Source organism: Cellulosimicrobium sp. BMG9.23 (assembly GCF_059159985.1).
Genome location: NZ_JBZGBZ010000007.1, coordinates 46,929 through 66,894 on the forward strand (window position 1 = coordinate 46,929; position 19,966 = coordinate 66,894).

Here is a 19,966-nt window from a genome sequence, read left to right on the forward strand (position 1 = left end):
TGCCGACCACTCAGCGTACGCGGTCGGGCCGCCGCACGGGTCCTGACGGACGGCGCACCGTGCGGCGGGACCGCTCAGACCGTCGCCAGGTGCTCCTCGTCCGCGGGCGCCTCCTCCTCCACGGCACCTTCGGTGGCGTCGAGCGTCGTCGTCGCGGTGTCCTCCCGCCGGTGCACGGTCCGCGCGAACCGGGACTCGCCGAGCGTCAGGTCGTGACCGAGCGACGTCGCCTCGACGACGAGGCTCGTGCGCGGCCCGTCGGGCCCGACCCACTCGTCGACCGACAGCCGCCCCGAGACGACGACGGGGTCGCCCTTGTGCAGGGACGTCGCGACGTTGCGCGCGACGTGCTTGAACGCCTTGACCGTGAACCACAGCGTGCGCCCGTCGACCCACTCGCCACGCTCGCGGTCGAGGTAGCGGCGCGTCTGCGCGATGCGGAAGCTCGTGTAGTCCGTGCCGGACTCGGACGTGAACAGCGTGGGCGTCGTCGCGACGAAGCCCGAGAACGTGACGGTGACGTCACCGTGCATGGGTGCCTCCTGAGGCCGGTTGCGCCGGGCCGGTCCCGGCGACCGCCTCAGGGTGCGCTGCGCGCGGTGCCGCCGTCCGACGTCGGGCGCTCGCCTGTGGACGACGCCTCCAGATCCGGGCCTGTGGGTAGGCGTAGCGGGCCGGTGAGCGGCGCCGCGGGCGTCTGGTCGCGCGCCGACTGCGCGAGCTCGCGGACCTGGCGGTGGGTGTCGAGCAGGTCCTGGGTGGGCCGACCCAACGACTCCTGCACGACCCGCTCGATCGCACCGCGACCCGAGGCGAGGACCTGCTGCTCGCGCCGTCGGGCGACCGTGCGGCGCACCTGGACGACCGCGAGGAAGCACACGACCGCCCCGAGCACCGCGACGGCCGCCACGACGGCGCACACGGTGACGAGCACGCCCGACAGGTCGAGCACGCCGAGAGAGCCGAGGACGGCGAGGACCCCCGCGACCACACCGACCGCGAGCGCCACCCACGCGGCGCGACGCGTGGGCCGCGCGGACGCCGGGCCGCGCGTGTCCAGCGGGATCTTGGACAGCGCCGCGACGGTCGCCTCGGTGATCCCCTTCGCGGGCGTCACCGCCTCGTCGAGCGCCCGTCGCCAGCCCGGGCGCAGCGCACGGCCGGCGCGCTCGATCCAGCGCGACCGCGACAGGCCGACCGCGTCGGGCTGCGGCGGGGAGAACTCGGGCCGCCCGTAGCCGTTGCGGACGGCGGCGCCGACCTGGCCGGCGACGGCCGCGAGGCCGGTCGCCGCGGCGAGCCCGTCGACCTCCTCCTCGACCGCTGTGCTCATGGTCCACGGCACGTCGCCGGGGATCTCCGCGAGCAGCAGCGCGCCCGCGCGGTCGAGCTCACCCGCGACCCGGCTCGCCGCGACGCTGCGCCGCGCGACGGCCTGCTCGAGCAGGTCGCGCAGCTCGTCCAGGCCCTCCCCCGTACGGGCGGACACCGTCGTGACGTAGACGCCGGTGAGCCCGTCCTCGGCGAGGAGCCGGTCCATGTCCTCGACCAGGGACGCGCGCCGGCTCTCCGGCACCGTGTCGATCTGGTTGAGCACCACGACCATCGACCCCTCGAGCCCCGCGGACTTCTGCAGGTAGCCCGAGTGGAGCGCGTCGTCGGCGTACTTCTGCGGGTCCACGACCCACACGAGCAGGTCGACGAGCGGCAGCACGCGGTCCACGACGGCCCGGTGGGCGGGCTCGATCGAGTCGTGGTCGGGCAGGTCGAGCAGCACGAGACCGCCGAGCGCCGACTCGTCGTCGGCGTCGAGCATGCCGTCGCGCGTGATGCGGCGCTCCGCGTCGACCTCGAGCCAGTCGAGCAGCGCCGTCGCCGCGTCGCTCCATGCGCACGCGGTGATGCGCGCCGTCGTCGGGCGCTTGACCCCGACGTCCGCGAAGTCGAGGCGCGAGACCCGGTTGAACAGGCTGGACTTGCCCGAGCCGGTGCCGCCCGCGAGCGCCACGACCGTGTGGTCGACGCCGAGCGCGAGCCGTTCGCGCACGCCGCCGATCGCGTCGCGCACCTGGGTCGCGACGGCGGGGTCGAGCCGGTCGCCCGCGAGGTCCACCGCGCGCTCGAGGTCCTCGGTGCGGGCACGCAGCTGGGCGTCGTGGGACGTCACATGAGCCTCCTCAGCTCGGCGAGTCGTAGGCGCAGGCCGACGGCGGCGTCCGGGGCGAGCGCGGGCACGTCGAGCGCCGCGAGGACCGGCTCGGCCTCCCGGTCGACCATCGCCACGGCGCGGTCGCCGAGGTCCGACGTCAGGGCGGTGAGGGCGTCGTCCGCGGTGTCCGCGAGCGTCGCGCGGACGAGGTCCGCGGCGTCGTCGCTCCCCGCGGCCGCGGCGAGCAGGAGGGCGGCGAGCCCGTTCTCCCCGAACGCCTTGACCGCGGCGCGTGCGGCGTCCGCCGCGTCCGGACGGCCGAGGCCGGCGACGACCTCGCCCGCTCGGGCCACCCACTCGTCCACGTGGCGGTCGGCCGCGGCCTCGCGCGAGGCGGTCGTCTCCTCGGCGTCGGGCGCGACGGCCTCCCCTCCGGGGAGCGGCCGCGACCCGACGAGCGCCGCGCGCAGCGCGTCGTGCGCGAGCACCCCGTCCGCGACCAGGGTGCGGCGGACGACGGCGCGGACCTCGGCGTGGAGCGGCTCGAGCGCGAGGTCGCGCGCCCGGCCACGGCGTCGCGACGAGCGGACGACGCCGCCGCGCACCTTGACGCGGTCCACCTTGTCGGCGCCCGTGATCTGGGACCAGCGGGCCGCGAGCGAGCCGCGGGACGAGTCCCCGCGCAGGACCGACTCCCGAGCCTGCGCACGTACCGGTGGCAGCGCGGCGGTCACCGCGTCACGGAGCACCTGCGCCGCCTCGATCTGCTGCTCGACCGCCTCGGAGACGCCGGTCACCCACGACGGCAGCGCCGCGAGCGAGCCCTTGAGCGTGCGGACGATCACCGCGCGCGAGCGGTCCGGGCCGGCGAGCATCGTCAGCCAGCGCGCGACGGGCGCCACGACCGACCGGTCGAGCAGACCCTCGTGCGGGCCGACGTCGGGCACGACGAACAGCGGCACGCCGTCCATGCCGTGGTCGCGCAGGCGCTGGAGCAGGTCGCCGCGGATCGTCGTGAGCGTCTCGCGGGGAACGCGGTTGAGGACCATCGCGACGCTCGCGCCGCGCTCCATCGCGCGGCCCAGCGCCTTCCACGGGAGCGCGTCGCCGTAGCGCGACGCCGTCGTGACGAACAGCCACAGGTCCGCCGCCTCGAGCAGGAGACCCGCAGTCTCGCGGTTCTCCGACAGGAGCGAGTCGAGGTCGGGGGCGTCGAGCAGCGCGGTGCCGCGCGGGACGCCGTCGTGGTCGATGACGCGCGACACGCGCGTCGCCGGGCCCTCGACGATCACGTCGGCGTCCAGGGGGTTGAACGCGAGGACCGGCTCGCGCGTCGTCGGGCGCAGGACGCCGGCCTGGGAGACCTCCTCGCCGAGCAGCGAGTTGTACAGCGTGGACTTCCCCGCGCCCGTCGAGCCGGCCACCACGACGACCGCCGGCGAGGACAGCTCCTTGAGCCGCGGCAGCAGGTGCTCGTCGAGCTGGGTGAGCAGACGGTCCCGGGAGGCCGCTGCCTCGCCGGCCCCGTCGATCGCGAGCGGGAGCTCGACCGCCGCGACGTCCCGCCGCAGGTCACGCGCCACGTCGAAGACGGTGACGCCCAGCTCCTCGCCCTGCTCGCCACGGCCGCGGCCCGCCACGCCGCCCGGGCCTGTGGCGCTCTGGGCGCCGGTCGCGACGTCTCGGGTTCTCACGGCCCCATCCTGACGCCTGGACCCGACCCCGCAAAACGTACGCGCCGTCCGGGGGGCCCCGGTGGCCCGACGCCACGCCCGACGGCCTCCGTGCCGACCGCGTGCGGGTCGGCGGCCGGACGATCGCGCCGAGAAGTGACCTTCCGCCCCAGAATGCTCCGGATCCGGGGCGGGAGGTCACTTCTCGGCCGCGGGGTGCGCGATCCTCGCTCGTCACCGACCCGCCGGGCACGCGCGCCGCACACTACGATGGCTGCGCGCCTCGATAGCTCAATGGATAGAGCAACGGCCTTCTAATCCGTAGGTTGCAGGTTCGAGTCCTGCTCGGGGCACCACACCGCACTCCGGCGTCCCTGCTGCTCGCGGTCGCTGCGGGCGCCGGTCGTCCCGGAGCACGTGGGGCGCGGTCAGCCGAACGACTGCGCGTCGGCGTGCTCGACCTCCACGAGGAACGCGTGCCGTTCCTCGCCGCGCGGGTACGGACCGCCCGTGTAGAGGACGGAGATCCGGTCGACGACCGCCCAGCCGGCCTCGCCGTCGAGCACCTCGACGACGCGGCCCCGCAGCGTCGCCATGACGAAGGGGTTCCCGCTCTCGGTCAGCGAGACCGCGACGCGCGGGTCGCGCGCGACGTTGCGGGCCTTGCGCGAGCCCGGTCCGGTGAGGAACGCGAGCCGGTCGCCCTCCCAGGCGACCCACAGCGGCACGACGTGCGGGGCGCCGTCGGGCAGGACGGTCGCGAGGTGCGCGACGTGCGGCCCCGCGACGAGCGCGCGGGCGCCCGCGGGGACGTGGGCGGGGCCGGGTACGGGTCCGTCCTCGGGCGAGGCGTGGTCGGTCATGGTGTCCCGACCGCGGGCGGGACGCCGACTCATCGGTCAGCGGGGTCAGCGGGGTCAGCGGACGATCGCGCCGCACGACAGGTCGAGGACGGTACCCGTCGTCGCGCCCGCGGCGGGCGACGCGAGGTAGACCGCGCTGCCGGCGACCTCGGCGAGCCGCGGCAGCCGGCCGAGCAGGGTGTCCTCGACGAGGTCGGGCAGGTCCTCGTCCGTCGCGCCGGCGGTCTCCGGCGTGAAGTTGGGCCGCAGCCCGACGACGCGCACCCCGTGGCGCCCGACCTCGCCCGCGAGCCCGCGCACGAGCGCCTCGAGCGCGGCGCACGCGAGGTTGAACCCGCCCATCTCGTGCCGCGACTCCTGCGCCGCCGTCGTCGAGAGCACCACGACGACGCCCGAGCCCTGCGCGACCATGTGCCGCGCCGCGGTGCCCGCGGTGTGCGTGTGGCGCCGCACGGCCTGCGTGACGGGGACGAGGACGTCGCCGGGTTCCATGTCGACGAACGGCACGTTCTGCACGGCGTCCATCCCCACGGCGTTGAACGACACGTCGAGGCTCCCCGCCGTCGCCACGACGTGCGCCGCGTGGTCGCGCACCGCGGCGAGGTCGTCGACATCGACCACCGTGGTCTCGGCGGCTCCCCCGGCCGCCCGGATCTCGTCCGCGAGCGCGTCGAGCGTCGTCGCCGTCCGTCCCGCGAGGAACACGCGGGCACCGGCAGCGGCGAAGGCCCGGCTCACCGCCGACCCCATCGACCCGGCGGCCCCGTAGACCACGGCGTTCTTCCCGGCGAGCTGCACGGTCGCCTCCTCTTCTCCGATGTCAGGCGGCGCGGCGCGTCGAGGGTCGTGTCGGTCCACGTGCCCGTGCCCGTGCCGCGCAATCGACAGGGACGACGGCGCCCGCGGGCGGAACTCATCGGCCGCGCACTCGTTGTGCTCGGCATGGGGAGTTCTCACCCGCCCGGGGTGGGAAAGGGTAAAGATCGGGCCACCGGTCGTAGATATACTCGCCGGACCGGCTCGCGGGCCGGTTCCGCCCGGTTCGCCCGGGTACCCGGGGGCGTGCGACAGCCCTCCCCCAGCCGCCACCGACGGCGACCGACGGCACGCACGAGCGAAGGATCGAGATGACCGAGGCAGCACCGCTCCAGCCCCCCGCCCCGACGGAGACGCTCACGCTCACCGCGCCGGAACCCGTCAAGCCCGTCGCCGCCACGCAGGCCCCCTCGTTGGCGCCGCGCGTCGACGAGGCCGCGATCCCCGGTCTCGAGGCCAAGGTGGGCTCGTACCTCGACCAGCTCCTGTCCGCGGACACGCGCTCCCCGGAGTTCGCCGCCAAGGCCGACGACGTCCGCAAGATGGGCGACGCCGACATCCGCGCCGCGGCCGACGTGTCCAACCGGATGCTCGACATGCCGGTCAAGGAGTTTCGTGAGGGCGGGGTCTCCGACAGCTCGAAGATCAGCAAGTCCCTCCTCGAGCTGCGCCGCACCGTCGAGGACCTCGACCCGAGCGAGGCGCCGATCGGCAAGAAGCTGCTCGGCATCATCCCGTTCGGCGGCAAGATCCAGGACTACTTCCGCCGCTACGAGAGCTCGCAGACCCAGCTCAACGCGATCGTCCAGTCGCTCTACAACGGCCAGGACGAGCTCCGCAAGGACAACGCCGCGCTCAACCTGGAGAAGCAGAACCTCTGGGACACGATGGGCCGGCTCAACCAGTACATCTTCATCGCCGAGCGCCTCGACACCGAGCTCTCCACGAAGATCGCCCAGCTCGAGACGACGGACCCCGAGCGGGCCCAGGCACTGCGCGAGGACGTGCAGTTCTACGTGCGCCAGAAGCACCAGGACCTGCTGACGCAGCTCGCGGTGTCCATCCAGGGCTACCTCGCGATGGACATCATCATGAAGAACAACCTCGAGCTCATCAAGGGTGTCGACCGCGCGACGACGACCACCATCTCGGCGCTGCGCACGGCCGTGATCGTCGCGCAGGCCCTCGCCCACCAGAAGCTGGTGCTCGACCAGATCACCGCGCTTAACACGACGACGTCGAACATGATCGCGTCGACGTCGAAGATGCTCGCGGACCAGTCGGCGAGCATCCAGTCGCAGGCGGCGAGCGCGACCGTGGGCCTGCCGCAGCTCCAGCAGGCGTTCGCGAACATCTACGCGACGCTCGACTCCATCTCGACGTTCAAGACGCAGGCGCTCGACTCGATGGCGCAGACGATCGGCGTCCTCGAGACCGAGACCACCAAGGCGAACGAGTACCTCGACCGCGCGCGCCGCTCCGACGTGTCGCAGGCCGGCAACGGCTCGCTCGACATCGGCCGGCTCTGAGCCGCCCCGCATGACGACGACCCTTTCCGCAGCACCCACGCAGTTCCCTCTGTCACTCCCCGCACGCACCCCGAGCTGGACGGTCGCCTAGATGGGCTGGTTCTCCGACGTGGTCGCCCGCCTGGGCGGTCGCTCCCGCACGTCCGAGCCCGCCCTCGAGCTGCCCCCGCCCCCGACGAGCGTCGACATCCTCGCGTCCGTCGAGCGGATCGAGCAGCAGATCGAGGGACGCGTGCCGCCGGCGGTGACGGCGCGCGTGCACCGCATCACGGGCACGGTCGAGGAGATGGTGCCGCGGCTCGACCGCCTCGGCGGCGGCTCGCAGCAGGCGCACACGGTCGTCGCGACCGCGACGAGCTACCTGCCCGAAGCCGTGGGCGCGTACCTGCGCCTCCCGCGCGACTTCGCCGACCGCCGCGTCGTCGCGCACGGCAAGACGTCCCTCATGCTCCTGTGCGACCAGCTCGACCTGCTCGGCGTGACGCTCGACAAGATCTCCGACGCGGTCTCCCGAGCCGACGCCGCGGCGCTCGTCGCGCACGGGCAGTTCCTCGCGGACAAGTTCCGCGACTCGTCGATCTCGCTCGCGCCGGGTGCCGGAGCCGGGACGCCGCCGCCCGACCTGACCGGACGCCTGGAGGCCCCGTGACGACGCCCGACCTCGCCGCCGCGCTCGACGCGCTGGCCGCCGCCGCGCGCGACGCGGGGGTCGACGAGGACGCAGCCCGCGACGAGGGCGCACGCCTCGCGGCCGCGGTCGCCGAGTCCTCGACCGGTGCCCCCGCCGCATGGCTCGCGGCGCTCGGCCACGACCCCGCGGCGACCGGCGCGTTCTTCACGGCCGCCTCGAGCGCGCGCCGCTGGCGCTCCTCGCCCACGGACGTGCTCGCCGGTCTCGTGGCCGCCCGCTCCACGCGCGCCGGCACGTACGGTGCCGCCCTGGCCGCCGTCGCGACGGCCGCCGCTGCCCTCGGCTCGCCCGGCCCGCACGTCGCCGGCAGCGCCGCAGCGACCGCGTCCGTCCAGCGCGCCGCGGCCGCCGGCACCCGTCCGCCGTCGTCGTCCCGGCCGGTCCCGTCCGCACCCGCAACCGGCCCGACGGCGCCCGCAGGCGGCGGTCCGCTCGGCACGCGCCCGGCGTCGGCAAACCCGTTCGACCTGGGCGACCTCGCTCGCCTGGGGACCGCGTTCCCCGCTCCGCGCACGACCGCGCCCGACGTCCCGTCCGTGGACGCGATCCTCGACGCGCTCGGGGCGCGCGGGCACGGCACGCCGCCGACCTCGGGCGACCCCACGCCGTCGGGCACCGCACGGGGAGACGACGCGGGCGGAACCTCGGGAGCAGCGCCCGCAACCACGGCGCAGACGGCCCCCGCGCAGGCCACCGAGACCGAGGAGCCCGCGCGCCCGCTCGAGGAGCTGCTCGCCGAGCTCGACGCGCTCACCGGGCTCGGCCGCGTGAAGGACGAGATCCACCGCCAGACCGAGCTGCTGCGCGTCGAGAAGCTGCGGACCGACGCCGGGCTGACGCGGCCGACGCTCACGCGCCACCTCGTGTTCCTCGGCAACCCGGGCACGGGCAAGACGACGGTCGCGCGCCTCGTCGCGGGGATCTACCGCGCGCTCGGGCTGCTCGCGAAGGGCCACCTGGTCGAGGTCGACCGCTCCGAGCTCGTCGCGGGCTACCTCGGCCAGACCGCGGTGAAGACGTCGGAGGTCGTGGCCACCGCGCTCGGTGGCGTGCTGTTCGTCGACGAGGCCTACGGCCTCGCGGAGGACCAGTACGGCGCCGAGGCCATCACCACGCTCGTCAAGGACATGGAGGACCACCGCGACGAGCTCGTCGTCGTGGTCGCCGGGTACCCCGGCCCCATGGGCGACTTCCTCGCGACGAACCCCGGCCTCGAGTCGCGGTTCTCGACGACCATCACGTTCGAGGACTACACGGACGACGAGCTGCGCGACATCTTCGCCGGCATGGCCGAGCGGTCCGACTTCGAGCCGACGCGCGAGGCGCTCGAGACGTTCGGCCGCCTGGCCGCCGCGCAGACGCGCACCGAGGGCTTCGGCAACGCGCGCTGGGCGCGCAACGTGCTCGACGCCGCGATCGCCCGCCACGCGTGGCGGCTGCGCGACGTGCCCGCCCCCACGGTGGACGAGCTGCGTCTCCTGCTGCCGGCCGACCTCGTCGACGGCGAGGGCGCGCCCGCGCTGCTCGCGTCGCTCGACCCGCCCGTCGACCCCGAGACACCCGGCACGCCCGAGGCGCTCGACGCGCCCGAGAGCACGCCACCTCCCGTCCACCCCACCGTCGAGGAGAACGCATGACGACCACCCCGGTCCGCCAGGCCGCGCCCCCGCCGTCCGGCACCGTCCTCGCGGCGCCCTCGGCCCCGGCTGGCCACGCCGCGCAGCCCGTGGGCAGCGCGACCGTCGCCCGGGCGCGCGGCGCGCTGCGACGCACGCCCGGTCGGCTGCGCCTCGTGCTCGCCCTGTCCGTCCTCGCCTCGGTCGCGCTGGGTCTGCTCGGCTTCCAGGCGGGCAGCGTCCAGTCCCGCGCGCTCGACGCCGCGGCCGAGGACTCGGCGCAGCTCGTCGGCGTGCAGGAGGTGCGCAACGCGCTCGTCGCGGCCGACGCCACGGCGACCGGCGCATTCCTCGTCGGTGGCCTCGAGCCGGCCGAGCAGCGCTCGCGCTACGACGAGCTCGTCGACCAGGCGGCGGCCGACCTCGCGACGCTGTCCGGCAGCAACGAGGCCGACGCCGTGCTCCTCGGGCAGGTGGCGGCAGACCTCACCGTGTACACCGGGCTCGTCGAGCAGGCGCGCGCGAACAACCGGCAGGGCTTCCCGGTCGGCGCCGCGTACCTCGACCAGGCGTCCACGATCCTGCGGGACGAGATGCTGCCCGCGCTCGACGAGGTCGTGCTCGACGACGCCGACCGCGTCGCCGCGGACTTCTCGGGCGTGCGGAACGCGCTGTGGATCCTCGCCGGGTGCCTCGTGGCGCTCGCGGTGCTCGTCCTCGGCCAGGTGTGGCTCGCGCGGCGGACGCACCGCGTGCTCAACGTGGGCCTCGCGTCGGCCACGGTCGTCGTGCTCGTCGTGGGGCTCGTCGGGACGATCCTGCTGTCGCAGTCGTCCGCGCGGGCCCAGGACGTGCGCACCGGGCCGTACGCGGCGACGCTCGCCGCCTCGCAGGCGTACGCGCTCGCGAACGAGGCGAAGTCGATGGAGGCGTTCACGCTCATCAAGCGCGGCTCCGGCCAGGCGTACGAGGAGGAGTTCCAGGCCGCGACCGCCGACGCGAGCGAGCGGCTCGACACCGCCGCGGCCGACGGCATCCTCGACGAGACGACGGGCCAGGCCCTCGACGAGTGGGTCGCGCACCACGCGGAGATCCGCGCGCTCGACGACGGCGGCGACTGGGACGGCGCGGTCGCGCTCGCGACGAGCACCGAGCCCGAGAGCGCGAACGCCGCGTTCGACGCGTTCTCCGCCGCGGCCCGCGACGACATCGGGACGAACGCCGCAGCGACGCGCGACGACCTCGCGTCGGCGAGCACGAGCGCGGCAGTCGCCGGCTGGCTGCTGCTGGCCGCCGGTCTCGCCGCGGCCCTGCTCGCGTGGCGCGGCATGACGGCACGACTGGAGGAGTACCGGTGACGACGACGAACGCCGACCCCGCGGCCACCACGGCCCGGTCCCGCCGACCCGCTCCGCGCGGGTTCCGCCTGCGGACCGGTCTCGCCGCGGCGCTCGCCGCGACGACCCTCGTGCTCGCGGCCTGCACCGGCCCGAGCGGTGCCGACGACCTCCGCCTCACCGCGGAGGAGCCCACGGCGGAGGAGAGCGCGCCGCCCGCCGCCGCGGCGCCGGCCGAGTGCGCGGACCCACTGCAGTCCTACGCGCCCGAGGGGACGCTCCCGGCGCCCGACGCGCTCCCCGCGGGCAGCACGATGGCCGAGGTCCGCGAGCGCGGCGTGCTGCGCGTCGGGGTGTCGGCGGACACGCTGCTCATGGGCTCGCGCAACCCGCTGTCGGGCGACATCGAGGGCTTCGACATCGACGTGCTGCGCGAGGTCTCGCGCGCGATCTTCGGCGACCCCGACCGGCTGCAGTTCCGCGTCATCACGTCGGGCCAGCGCATCGAGGTCCTCGAGGGCGACGACCCGGACGACGTCGACCTCGTCGCGCGCGCGTTCACCATCAACTGCGACCGCTGGGAGCAGATCGCGTTCTCCGCGGAGTACTACCACGCGGGCCAGAAGGTGCTCGTCACGCGCGACTCGGAGGCCGCGGGCATCGCGGACCTCGAGGGCCAGCGCGTGTGCGCCCCCGAGGGCACGACGACGCTCACGCGTCTCGAGGAGTACCCCGGCATCGAGGCCGTTCCCGCGACGACGCACACGCAGTGCCTCGTGCTGTTCCAGCAGGGCCGCGTCGACGCCATCACGGGCGACGACACGATCCTCGCCGGGTTCGCCGCCCAGGACCCGTACGCGAAGGTCGTCGGCGAGGCGATCAGCGACGAGCCCTACGGCGTCGGCGTGCCCGCCGCGAACGTGGACATGGTGCGCTTCGTCAACGGCGTCCTCGAGCGGATGAAGTCCGACGGGACCTGGGCGGCGAGCTACGACCGCTGGCTCGGCGTGCTCGGCGACGCCCCGACGCCCCCGGCTCCGGTCTACGGCCGCACGCCGTGAGCCGTCCCGTCGCACCCGAGGCGCCGGGACGGCTCGGCGAGGCGATCCCGGCCGCCGACCTCATGGCGTACCTGGGCGCGCTCGAGACGTGGCTCGACGCGCGGCGGACCGAGCTGGACCGGCTCGACGCCGCCGCCCAGGCCGCGGCGACGCCCGACGCGTACACGGCCGACCTCGTGCTCGCGCTCTCGCTGTGGCAGGCGATCCGCGGGCGCGCCGACGAGCTGCGGGTCACGTGGGACTCGGGCCGCGTCGACGCGGTCGCGCGCGAGAAGATGTCGGTCCTCGTGTGGGGCCGGCTCGACTCGGGCTCCGGCGCGGCGCTCGTCTCCCTCGTCGAGGCGGTGAAGCTGTGCGACGCGCTCGTCGTCCAGCTCCGCACGCGCCTGTCGTTCGACCCGCACACGGCCGACCAGGTCGCGCGCCTGCGCGGCGTGCGCGCCGAGCTCGTGCGGTGCGAGGACCTCGCCGGGCCGGACGCGGACGCGCGCGGGCGCATCGAGACGCTGCGCGGCCGGTACGACCGCCTCGTCGCGCAGGCCGCCCGCGGCGCCGACGTCTCCGGGCCGCTCGCGGAGCTCGAGACCGAGGTGGCCCGCGCCGAGCGGGACCTCATCGTCGCCTCCGCGCAGCGGCGCGAGCTCGGGCGCGACCGGGCGCGGACGACCGAGCGGCGCGACGCGCTCGAGGCCCGCGAGCCGGCGCTGCGCGAGCTCGTGACGCGCTGCCGACGCGAGATCGCGCACCCGCCGCGGCTCGCCGTCCCCGACGTGTCCCGGCTCGGCCCCGTGCCGGACTCCCGGTTCGAGCTCGACGCCTACTCCGCCCGGCTCGACGCCGTCGGGCGCGCGGTCCAGACCGTCGAGGACGCCTACGCCCGTCCTCTGCGCGAGCGCGCCGAGCTGCGGTACAGCCTCGAGAAGCTCGCCGCCAAGGCGGACGCGAACGGCCGCTCCGCCTCCCCCACCGTCCGCTCCGGCCTCACCGAGGCCCGCGACGCCGTCGAGGCGACGCCGTGCGACGTCGTCCTCGCGCGCTTCCTCGTCGAGCAGTACCACTTCCTCACCCGCGACCTGCCCACCTCGGAAGGAGCGTCGTCGTGACGACCACCGCGACCGTCCCGTGCTCGGAGCCCGGCTGCCCGGGCACCATCGAGGACGGCTACTGCAACGTCTGCGGGGCGCCGGCCGGCGGCACCTCGGGCGGCACGTCCGCGCCTGCGGGCACCTCGGCCGGCGCGTCGACCGGGCGGGCCCCGGGCGCCGGCTCCGCGACCGCCGCGTCGCCGTCGGCGATGCTCGGCACGGGCTTCGTCCAGGGCCGGACCGGCACGGTCTCCCCCGGCGCGTCCGACCCGGACGCCGAGCGCTCCACGCGCACGGGGCGCACGAGCTCGAGCCGCCTCGCGACGGCGGCGCTCGGCTCCGCGCGCACCGCCGCCACGGGGTCCAAGGCGACCCGCCGCGTCGGCACGTCCTCGACGCGCCTGCGCGGCCACCGTCTCGGCGCCGGCCTCACCACGGTGCCCTCGGCGCCGGTGACGGACCCGCTGCAGGCCGTCATGGCCGTGCCCGAGGTCGCGGAGCGCAAGCGCTTCTGCCCCTCGTGCGGCGAGAAGGTCGGGCGCGGTCACGACGGCCAACCCGGTCGCACCGCGGGCTTCTGCCCGCACTGCGGCAACCGGTTCGACTTCTCGCCGCAGCTCTCGCCGGGCGACGTCGTCGGCGGGCAGTACGAGGTCGTCGGCTGCCTCGCGCACGGCGGTCTCGGCTGGATCTACCTCGCGCGCGACCAGAACGTGTCCGGCCGGTGGGTCGTGCTCAAGGGTCTGCTCAACTCGGGCGACCCCGACGCGTACGCGGCCGCGATCTCCGAGCGCCAGTTCCTCGCCGAGGTCGAGCACCCGCTCATCGTCGAGATCTACAACTTCGCGATGCACGACGGCGCGGGCTACACCGTCATGGAGTACGTCGGCGGCAAGTCGCTCAAGGAGATCCTCCAGGACCGGCGCGACGCGAGCGGCGGCGCCATCGACCCGCTGCCCGTCGACCAGGCGCTCGCCTACGTCCTCGAGGTCCTCCCGGCGTTCGCCTACCTGCACGACCACGACCTGATCTTCTGCGACTTCAAGCCCGAGAACGTCATCCAGCAGGGTGACGGGGTCAAGCTCATCGACCTCGGCGGCGTGCGGCGGCTCGACGACCTGCAGTCCGCGATCTTCGGGACCGTCGGGTACCAGGCGCCGGAGGTCGCGGAGGTCGGGCCGTCCGTCGCGTCGGACATCTACACGATCGGCCGCACGCTCGCGACGCTCGTGCTCGACTTCCGGGGGAACACCACGACGTACGTCGCGTCCCTGCCGCCCGTGGCCGAGACGCCCGTGTTCCAGGCGTACGACTCGTTCTACCGCCTGCTCGCCAAGGCGTGCGCGCTCGACCCGTCGGACCGCTTCGCCACGGTCGACGAGATGCGGGCCCAGCTCGTCGGCGTCCTGCGCGAGGTCGTCGCGACCGACCGGGGCCCCGGCAACGCCGCGCTCCACTCGGCCGCGTCCGTCCTGTTCGAGGCGCCCGTCTCCGACGTCGCGGAGCGTCCGCTCGACTGGGACGAGCTGCCCGTGCTGCGCGCCGACGAGCACGACCCGATGGCGAGCTGGCTCGCCGGGGTCAACATCGCGGACCCCGACGCGCGGCTCGCGGCGCTCGCCGACGCCCCGGAGGACACCGTCGAGGTGCGCCTCGCCCGGACCCGCGCCGCGATCGAGGCCGGACGGCGCGACGTCGTGCAGGCGACGATCGCCGAGATCCTCGCGGACGACCCGTGGGAGTGGCGCGCCGCCTGGCTGGGCGGTCTCGACGAGCTCGCGCGCGGCGACTCCGTCGCGGCGAGAGCGTCGTTCAACGCGGTCTACGGCCAGGTGCCGGGCGAGCTCGCGCCCAAGCTCGCGCTCGCGACGGCCTGCGAGCTGAGCGGCGAGCCCGACATCGCCGAGTCGCTCTACGTGATCTGCGCCCGGTCGGACGCGAACTACACGGCGCCGGCCGCCTTCGGCCTCACGCGCATCCGCCGTGAGCGGGGCGACCTCGACGGCGCCCTGCACGCGCTCGACCTCGTGACGCCCACGCGCAGCTCGTACGTCGAGTCGCGCGTGCTGCGGGCCCATCTCCTCGCCGACTCCGGTCGGGGGCTGCCGGCGCTCGCCGACGCGCTCGCGAGCGTCGGGGCGGTGACCATCGCGCCGCGCGAGCGGGCGGAGCTCTCGGTGGGCGTCCTGCGCTCGGCGCTGGACACCGTGACCACGTCCGGCCCGTCCCCGACGACCCGGATCGCGGGCGTCCCGGCGGACGAGCCCGCGCTGCGCGACGCCCTCGAGAGCGCGTACCGAGACCTTGCGTCGCTCACGGACTCGCGCGACGAGCGCATCACGCTCGTCGACCGGGCGAACGAGGTCCGCCGCTGGACCGTCCGATGAGCGCCCCGACCGGCGCGACCGGCCGCCCCGGGTCGACGGGTCCCGGCCCGACAGGTCCCGACGTGACCGCCCCCGACGAGGCGGCGACCACCCACGAGGCCGCCACCGAGGTGACGGACCCGAGCACGACCGCGGCGGAGGCGTCGGGTCCGAGCGCGTCCCCCGCCGAGGCTGCGGGCGCCGCCGAGGCTGCGGCCCTCGCCGAGACCGCGGTGCCCGGGGAGCCCGCCGGCGACACCACGGGCGAGCTCCTCGCCTGCCCGGCGTGCGGCGAGCCGTCGCACCCCGGCGCGCGGTTCTGCGAGGCGTGCGGCACGCCGCTCGCGTCGTTCGCGCCCGAGCCGGCGGTGCCCGGGGCGACGACCTCGGAGGCGGGCCTCGTGCCCGGCGTCGACGCGGCGTCGGGCGGCGACCCGGGGACGGCACCGGGCGACGACCATGACGCGGGGGGCCAGGGCGCGGGTGGGCAGGACGCAGGTGGCCGGCCCGACGGCGTGCGCCCGTGCGTCCGCTGCGGCGGCACCATCGCGGAGGACGGCTACTGCGCGCAGTGCGGCGAGCCCGAGGCGACGGAGCGCGACCACTGGGCCGAGCGACCCGCGGCCTGGGCCGCGGGCGTGTGCGACCGCGGCGTGCGGCACGTCCGGAACGAGGACGCGATGGCCCTCGCCGCGAGCGGACCGGCACCCGTCAGCGGGTCCGGAACCAGGAGCGGGCTGGGCACCCCGACGGGTGACGGCGCGGGCGACCGGTCCTTCGCCGCGCTCGTCGTGTGCGACGGCGTGTCCAGCGCGCCGGACTCCGACGTCGCGAGCCTCGCCGCCGCGCGCGCCGCGCGCGACACCCTCACCGCCGGCGGCCCTGCGGGCGACGCTCCCGTGCGGGGTGAGACGACCGCGCGCCTCAGCGCCTGGTCCGTCCTGCTGGGTGACGCGGCGCGCGCCGCCAACGAGGCGGTCCTCGCCGCGGTGCCGGGCACGGCCGACAGGGAGAACCCGCCGTCGTGCACGTTCGTCGCCGCCGTCGTCGACGGGCCGCTCGTCGTCACGGGCTGGGTCGGCGACTCGCGCGCGTATTGGCTGCCGGACGCGGGCGAGGCGCACCAGCTCAGCGTCGACGACTCGTGGGCGCAGGAGATGATCGCCCAGGGCATCCCACGGGCGCAGGCAGAGACGTCGCCGCAGGCGCACGCGATCACGCGCTGGCTGGGTCACGACGCGCCCGACCCGACGGCACGCACCGCGGCGACGCTCCCGGACGGCCCCGGATGGGTCCTCGTGTGCTCGGACGGGCTGTGGAACTACTGCTCCGCCGCGGGCGACCTCGCCGCGCTCGTCCACGCCACGGAGGGCTCGGACGGCTCCGACCCCGAGGCGCTCGCCGCGGCCCTGGTCCGCTGGGCGAACGCGCAGGGCGGCCGGGACAACATCACCGTCACGCTCGCCCGCTTCGCCTCTCCGGCGTTCCGCTCGAACCCGCCCGCACCGACCCGATAGCCTGCCCGAACACCGCATCACCGAAGGAGTCCCCATGGCCGAGTTCTCCGCCGAGGTCTACCAGAACGAGTTCCTGTCCGACGGCGCGACAGACGTCCACGCGATCGTCACCGTGACGTGCTCAGGAGCGGGCACGGCCGGGGGCGGCGCGGCCGGCGGGGTCGCCGAGATCGTCATGGTCGACACGTCCGGGTCGATGTCCGGGCGCAACATGGAGGCGGCCAAGCACGCGGCCCAGGTCGCCGTCGACCAGATCCTCGACGGCACGTGGTTCGCGATCGTGGGCGGCAGCCACGTGGCCAACCGCGCGTTCCCCTATCCCAACGCGCGCGTGGCGATGGTCCAGATGGAGCCCGGCGCGCGCGCCGAGGCGAAGCGCGCGATCTCGATGATGGCGCCGGGGGGCGGCACCGCGATGAGCACGTGGCTGCGCCTCGCGGACCAGCTCTTCGAGACCGTGCCGCAGGCGACGCAGCGGCACGCGATCCTCCTCACGGACGGCAAGAACGAGTCGGAGCCGCGCGCGAACCTCTCCGCGGCCGTGCGCGACGTGACCGGGCACTTCCAGTGCGACGCCCGCGGCGTCGGCTCGCGCTGGCAGGTCGACGAGCTGCGCGAGATCTCGACGGCTCTCCTCGGCACGGTCGACCTCATCGCCGACCCGAGCGAGATCGCGGCCGACTTCGAGGCGCTCATGCGGGCGTCGATGGCTCGCGGCGTCGCGTCCGCCGACCTGCGCGTGTGGGCGCCGCAGGGCGCACAGGTGCTGTTCGTGCGCCAGGTCGCCCCGACGGTCGAGGACCTCACGACCCGGCGCAGCGACGTCAACCCGCTGACCGGCTCGTACCCCACGGGATCCTGGGGCGACGAATCGCGCGACTACCACGTGGCCGTGCGCGTCGCGTCGAAGCCCGTGGGCTCCGAGCAGCTCGCCGCACGCGTGCAGCTCGCGGTGAACGGCGAGGTCGTCTCGTCCGGCCTGGTCAAGGCGAAGTGGTCCGACGACAACTCGCTCACCACGCGCATCAACCCTGAGGTCGCGCACTACACGGGCCAGACAGAGCTCGCCGCGGCGATCCAGGAGGGCCTCGCGGCGAAGGCGTCGGGCGACGAGGCGACGGCCACGGTCAAGCTCGGCCGCGCGGTGCAGCTCGCGCAGCAGACGGGCAACGCGGAGGCCACGACGCGTCTGCGCAAGGTCGTCGACATCGACAGCGAGGAGCAGGGCACCGTCCGGCTCAAGCGCAACACCTCCACGCTCGACGAGATGGCGCTCGACACCGCCTCGACGAAGACGACGCGGGTCCGCCGGTGAGCGCGGTCGTGTGCCCGAACGGGCACCCGTCGGAGTCGACGGACTACTGCGACGTGTGCGGGGAGCCGATCGCGGCGTCGACCGGCGGCGGCACGCCCTCGCCAGCCTCGGCCGGCAGCACCGCCCCGGCCGCCGCGCCCGCGGCGACCACCGCGGCGACGACGTGCCCGAACTGCGACTTCCCCGCCGCCCCGGGCGCGCTCTTCTGCGAGAACTGCGGGTACGACTTCACCACGGGTGCGCTCCCCGAGCCGGTGGAGCCGCCGTCGGCGCTCTCGCTGGACGCGCCGACGCCCGGCCCGTCCGCCCAGGTCGCGTCGGGGTCGCCCGTCCCGAGCGCACCGCCGACGGCGGACCCGGCACACTCGGCCGCGGTGCCCGCTCCCCAGACGCCGGAGGGCTCGCCCCTGCCCGTCGCCGGGGAGACCGGGGCGCCCGAGGCCGCGGCCGCGGCCGGCGCACCGACGCCGCCCGCGTCGTCGGCCACCCACCTGCCGACCCCACCGGTCCCCGGACCCGACCAGTGGGTGGTCGAGATCTGGATCGACCCCGACTGGTACGCGGCCCAGAAGCCCGAGGACCCCATGCCGTCGGCCGGGCTGCCCGGCCTCGTCGTCCTGCGCGAGCGCAGCGTGCTCGTGGGCCGGCCGTCCGTCTCACGCGGCATCCACCCGCAGGTCGACTGCGGCGCGGACACGGGCGTGTCGCGGCGGCACTGCCAGCTCTCCACCGACGGGCAGCGCTGGTGGGTCGAGGACCTGCAGTCGTCGAACGGGACGTACGTGAGCCCGGCGGGCGAGGCGCTTCCGACCGACCCGATCCCCGCCGGTCAGCGTCGTGAGCTGGGCGACGGCGACCGCGTCTACCTCGGGGCGTGGACGCGGCTCGTCGTGCGCAAGGCGCTCCCGGGCGAGGCCTGACCGGTCGCGGGCCGGTCTCAGGCGGCCGGTTGCAAGCCGGTCGCAGGCGGCCGGTTGCAGGCCGGTCGCCGTCAGGTGCCCGACGCCGCAGCCGCACCGGGGCGTCGAGCCACCCCGCGCACCCGTTGGAGGGTTCCTCCCGGCCCTCCGCCCGCCGCGGGCGCGGTTCTGGAGGGATCCTCCAACGCGTTGTGGGTTCCGTGCACGACGGCGACCCGGCGTCGTCCGTCGCCCCGTCGGCGCCGAGGACCGTCCCCCGCGAGAGTTGTCGTGACCCGCCCGACCACGACAGGAGCACCCGTGACCGACGCGACACCCGAGCCGACGACGGCCCGCACCGCACTCCCGCCCGGCACCGCACGCCCTGCCCGCGCTGCACACCCGGCCCTCGCCACCGCCCCGCCCCCCGGGTCCGTCCCGGGCGAACCGTCCGGCGGCGTCACCGCCGGACGGGGGCGCCGGCTCGCCCTCACCGCGGGCGACGCGGCGCGCGTCGCGACGTTCGCGGCGCTGATCGCCGCGCTCGGCGTGCCCGGGTCGCTCGCGCTGTTCGGCAACGCCGTCCCGATCACGCTCCAGACGCTCGGCGTCATGCTCGCGGGCGCGGTGCTCGGCGCCCGGCTCGGCACGCTCTCCGTCGCGACGTTTCTCGCGCTCGTCGCGGCGGGCCTGCCGCTGCTGGCCGGCGGGCGAGGTGGGATCGCCGTCTTCGCCGGTCCCTCCGCGGGGTACCTCGTGGGCTTCCTCGCGGGCGCTCTGACCGTCGGGCTCCTCGTGGACCGGCTGCGCCGACCGACCTTCTGGCCCGTCCTGGGCGCCTGCCTCGTGGGTGGGGTCGCGGTCGTCTACGCGTTCGGGATCCCGGTCCAGGCGCTGCTCACCGGGGTGCCCCTCGCCACGACCGCGCAGCTCTCCCTCGTGTTCCTGCCCGGCGACGTGCTCAAGGCGGTCGCCGCCGCCGCCGTGACCGTCGGCGTCCTGCGCGCGTACCCGGCCGCACGGACCGCGCGCCGCTGACCTGGGAGAGT

Annotated in this window: 16 protein-coding genes and 1 tRNA gene; 12 read left to right on the forward strand and 5 right to left on the reverse strand. The window is 75.5% G+C overall.

The annotated features are described in order from the left end of the window. Positions 1 to 74: 74 nt before the first annotated feature. From AC4H2G_RS12935 to AC4H2G_RS12945, 3 genes are read right to left on the reverse strand one after another with little or no spacing between them, the layout of a single operon-like run. On the reverse strand, positions 75 to 533 hold the full coding sequence (locus tag AC4H2G_RS12935; protein ID WP_494366146.1) for a single-stranded DNA-binding protein: 459 nt from the start codon (positions 531 to 533) through the stop codon (positions 75 to 77). 47 nt (positions 534 to 580) lie between these two features. Beyond that, a complete protein-coding gene (locus tag AC4H2G_RS12940; RefSeq protein ID WP_494366147.1) occupies positions 581 to 2,167 on the reverse strand; it encodes a P-loop NTPase family protein in 1,587 nt (528 codons plus the stop codon). Then, positions 2,164 to 3,843 carry a GTPase gene (locus AC4H2G_RS12945; RefSeq protein WP_494366148.1) on the reverse strand — a complete coding sequence of 560 codons (1,680 nt, stop codon included), beginning with the start codon at positions 3,841 to 3,843 and terminating at the stop codon, positions 2,164 to 2,166. Before AC4H2G_RS12945 ends, AC4H2G_RS12940 begins: the two co-directional genes overlap by 4 nt. A gap of 259 nt (positions 3,844 to 4,102) precedes the next feature. On the opposite strand from AC4H2G_RS12945, the gene AC4H2G_RS12950 reads away from it, so the two are divergent. Beyond that, positions 4,103 to 4,178 (forward strand) — tRNA-Arg (locus AC4H2G_RS12950). Positions 4,179 to 4,250: 72 nt separating this feature from the next. On the opposite strand, the gene AC4H2G_RS12955 is transcribed toward AC4H2G_RS12950, so the two are convergent. Further along, complete coding sequence (locus tag AC4H2G_RS12955) at positions 4,251 to 4,685, reverse strand: PPOX class F420-dependent oxidoreductase (RefSeq protein WP_494366149.1); 435 nt, start codon at positions 4,683 to 4,685, stop codon at positions 4,251 to 4,253. Between the two features lie 54 nt (positions 4,686 to 4,739). Further along, positions 4,740 to 5,483 carry an SDR family NAD(P)-dependent oxidoreductase gene (locus tag AC4H2G_RS12960; protein ID WP_494366150.1) on the reverse strand — a complete coding sequence of 248 codons (744 nt, stop codon included), beginning with the start codon at positions 5,481 to 5,483 and terminating at the stop codon, positions 4,740 to 4,742. A 329-nt stretch (positions 5,484 to 5,812) separates the two neighbouring features. Between AC4H2G_RS12960 and AC4H2G_RS12965 the strand changes: the two genes are divergently transcribed. The 11 genes from AC4H2G_RS12965 to AC4H2G_RS13015 all read left to right on the forward strand — a co-directional run bounded on the left by AC4H2G_RS12965 (position 5,813) and on the right by AC4H2G_RS13015 (position 19,955). Continuing rightward, positions 5,813 to 7,030 (forward strand): toxic anion resistance protein, encoded by a 1,218-nt coding sequence (locus AC4H2G_RS12965; RefSeq protein WP_494366151.1) that lies wholly within the window; start codon positions 5,813 to 5,815, stop codon positions 7,028 to 7,030. A gap of 91 nt (positions 7,031 to 7,121) precedes the next feature. Next, a complete protein-coding gene (locus AC4H2G_RS12970) occupies positions 7,122 to 7,679 on the forward strand; it encodes a hypothetical protein (protein ID WP_494366152.1) in 558 nt (185 codons plus the stop codon). Then, positions 7,676 to 9,358 (forward strand): AAA family ATPase, encoded by a 1,683-nt coding sequence (locus AC4H2G_RS12975; protein WP_494366153.1) that lies wholly within the window; start codon positions 7,676 to 7,678, stop codon positions 9,356 to 9,358. Before AC4H2G_RS12970 ends, AC4H2G_RS12975 begins: the two co-directional genes overlap by 4 nt. Further along, positions 9,355 to 10,695, forward strand: coding sequence for a GlnX family signal transduction membrane protein (locus AC4H2G_RS12980; RefSeq protein ID WP_494366154.1), 1,341 nt, complete (start codon positions 9,355 to 9,357; stop codon positions 10,693 to 10,695). Before AC4H2G_RS12975 ends, AC4H2G_RS12980 begins: the two co-directional genes overlap by 4 nt. A gap of 68 nt (positions 10,696 to 10,763) precedes the next feature. Continuing rightward, positions 10,764 to 11,735, forward strand: coding sequence for a glutamate ABC transporter substrate-binding protein (locus AC4H2G_RS12985; RefSeq protein WP_494366454.1), 972 nt, complete (start codon positions 10,764 to 10,766; stop codon positions 11,733 to 11,735). Then, positions 11,732 to 12,838 (forward strand): hypothetical protein, encoded by a 1,107-nt coding sequence (locus tag AC4H2G_RS12990; protein WP_494366155.1) that lies wholly within the window; start codon positions 11,732 to 11,734, stop codon positions 12,836 to 12,838. The genes AC4H2G_RS12985 and AC4H2G_RS12990 overlap by 4 nt, the downstream gene beginning before the upstream one ends. Continuing rightward, entirely contained in the window at positions 12,835 to 15,207 is a 2,373-nt protein-coding gene (locus AC4H2G_RS12995; protein WP_494366156.1) for a serine/threonine-protein kinase, read from the forward strand. The genes AC4H2G_RS12990 and AC4H2G_RS12995 overlap by 4 nt, the downstream gene beginning before the upstream one ends. Continuing rightward, positions 15,204 to 16,703, forward strand: coding sequence for a PP2C family protein-serine/threonine phosphatase (locus tag AC4H2G_RS13000; protein WP_494366157.1), 1,500 nt, complete (start codon positions 15,204 to 15,206; stop codon positions 16,701 to 16,703). Before AC4H2G_RS12995 ends, AC4H2G_RS13000 begins: the two co-directional genes overlap by 4 nt. Positions 16,704 to 16,737: 34 nt before the next feature. Then, on the forward strand, positions 16,738 to 18,018 hold the full coding sequence (locus tag AC4H2G_RS13005; RefSeq protein ID WP_494366158.1) for a VWA domain-containing protein: 1,281 nt from the start codon (positions 16,738 to 16,740) through the stop codon (positions 18,016 to 18,018). Beyond that, a complete protein-coding gene (locus AC4H2G_RS13010) occupies positions 18,015 to 18,938 on the forward strand; it encodes an FHA domain-containing protein (protein ID WP_494366159.1) in 924 nt (307 codons plus the stop codon). Before AC4H2G_RS13005 ends, AC4H2G_RS13010 begins: the two co-directional genes overlap by 4 nt. Positions 18,939 to 19,238: 300 nt before the next feature. Beyond that, positions 19,239 to 19,955 carry a biotin transporter BioY gene (locus tag AC4H2G_RS13015; protein WP_494366160.1) on the forward strand — a complete coding sequence of 239 codons (717 nt, stop codon included), beginning with the start codon at positions 19,239 to 19,241 and terminating at the stop codon, positions 19,953 to 19,955. Positions 19,956 to 19,966: the final 11 nt, after the last annotated feature.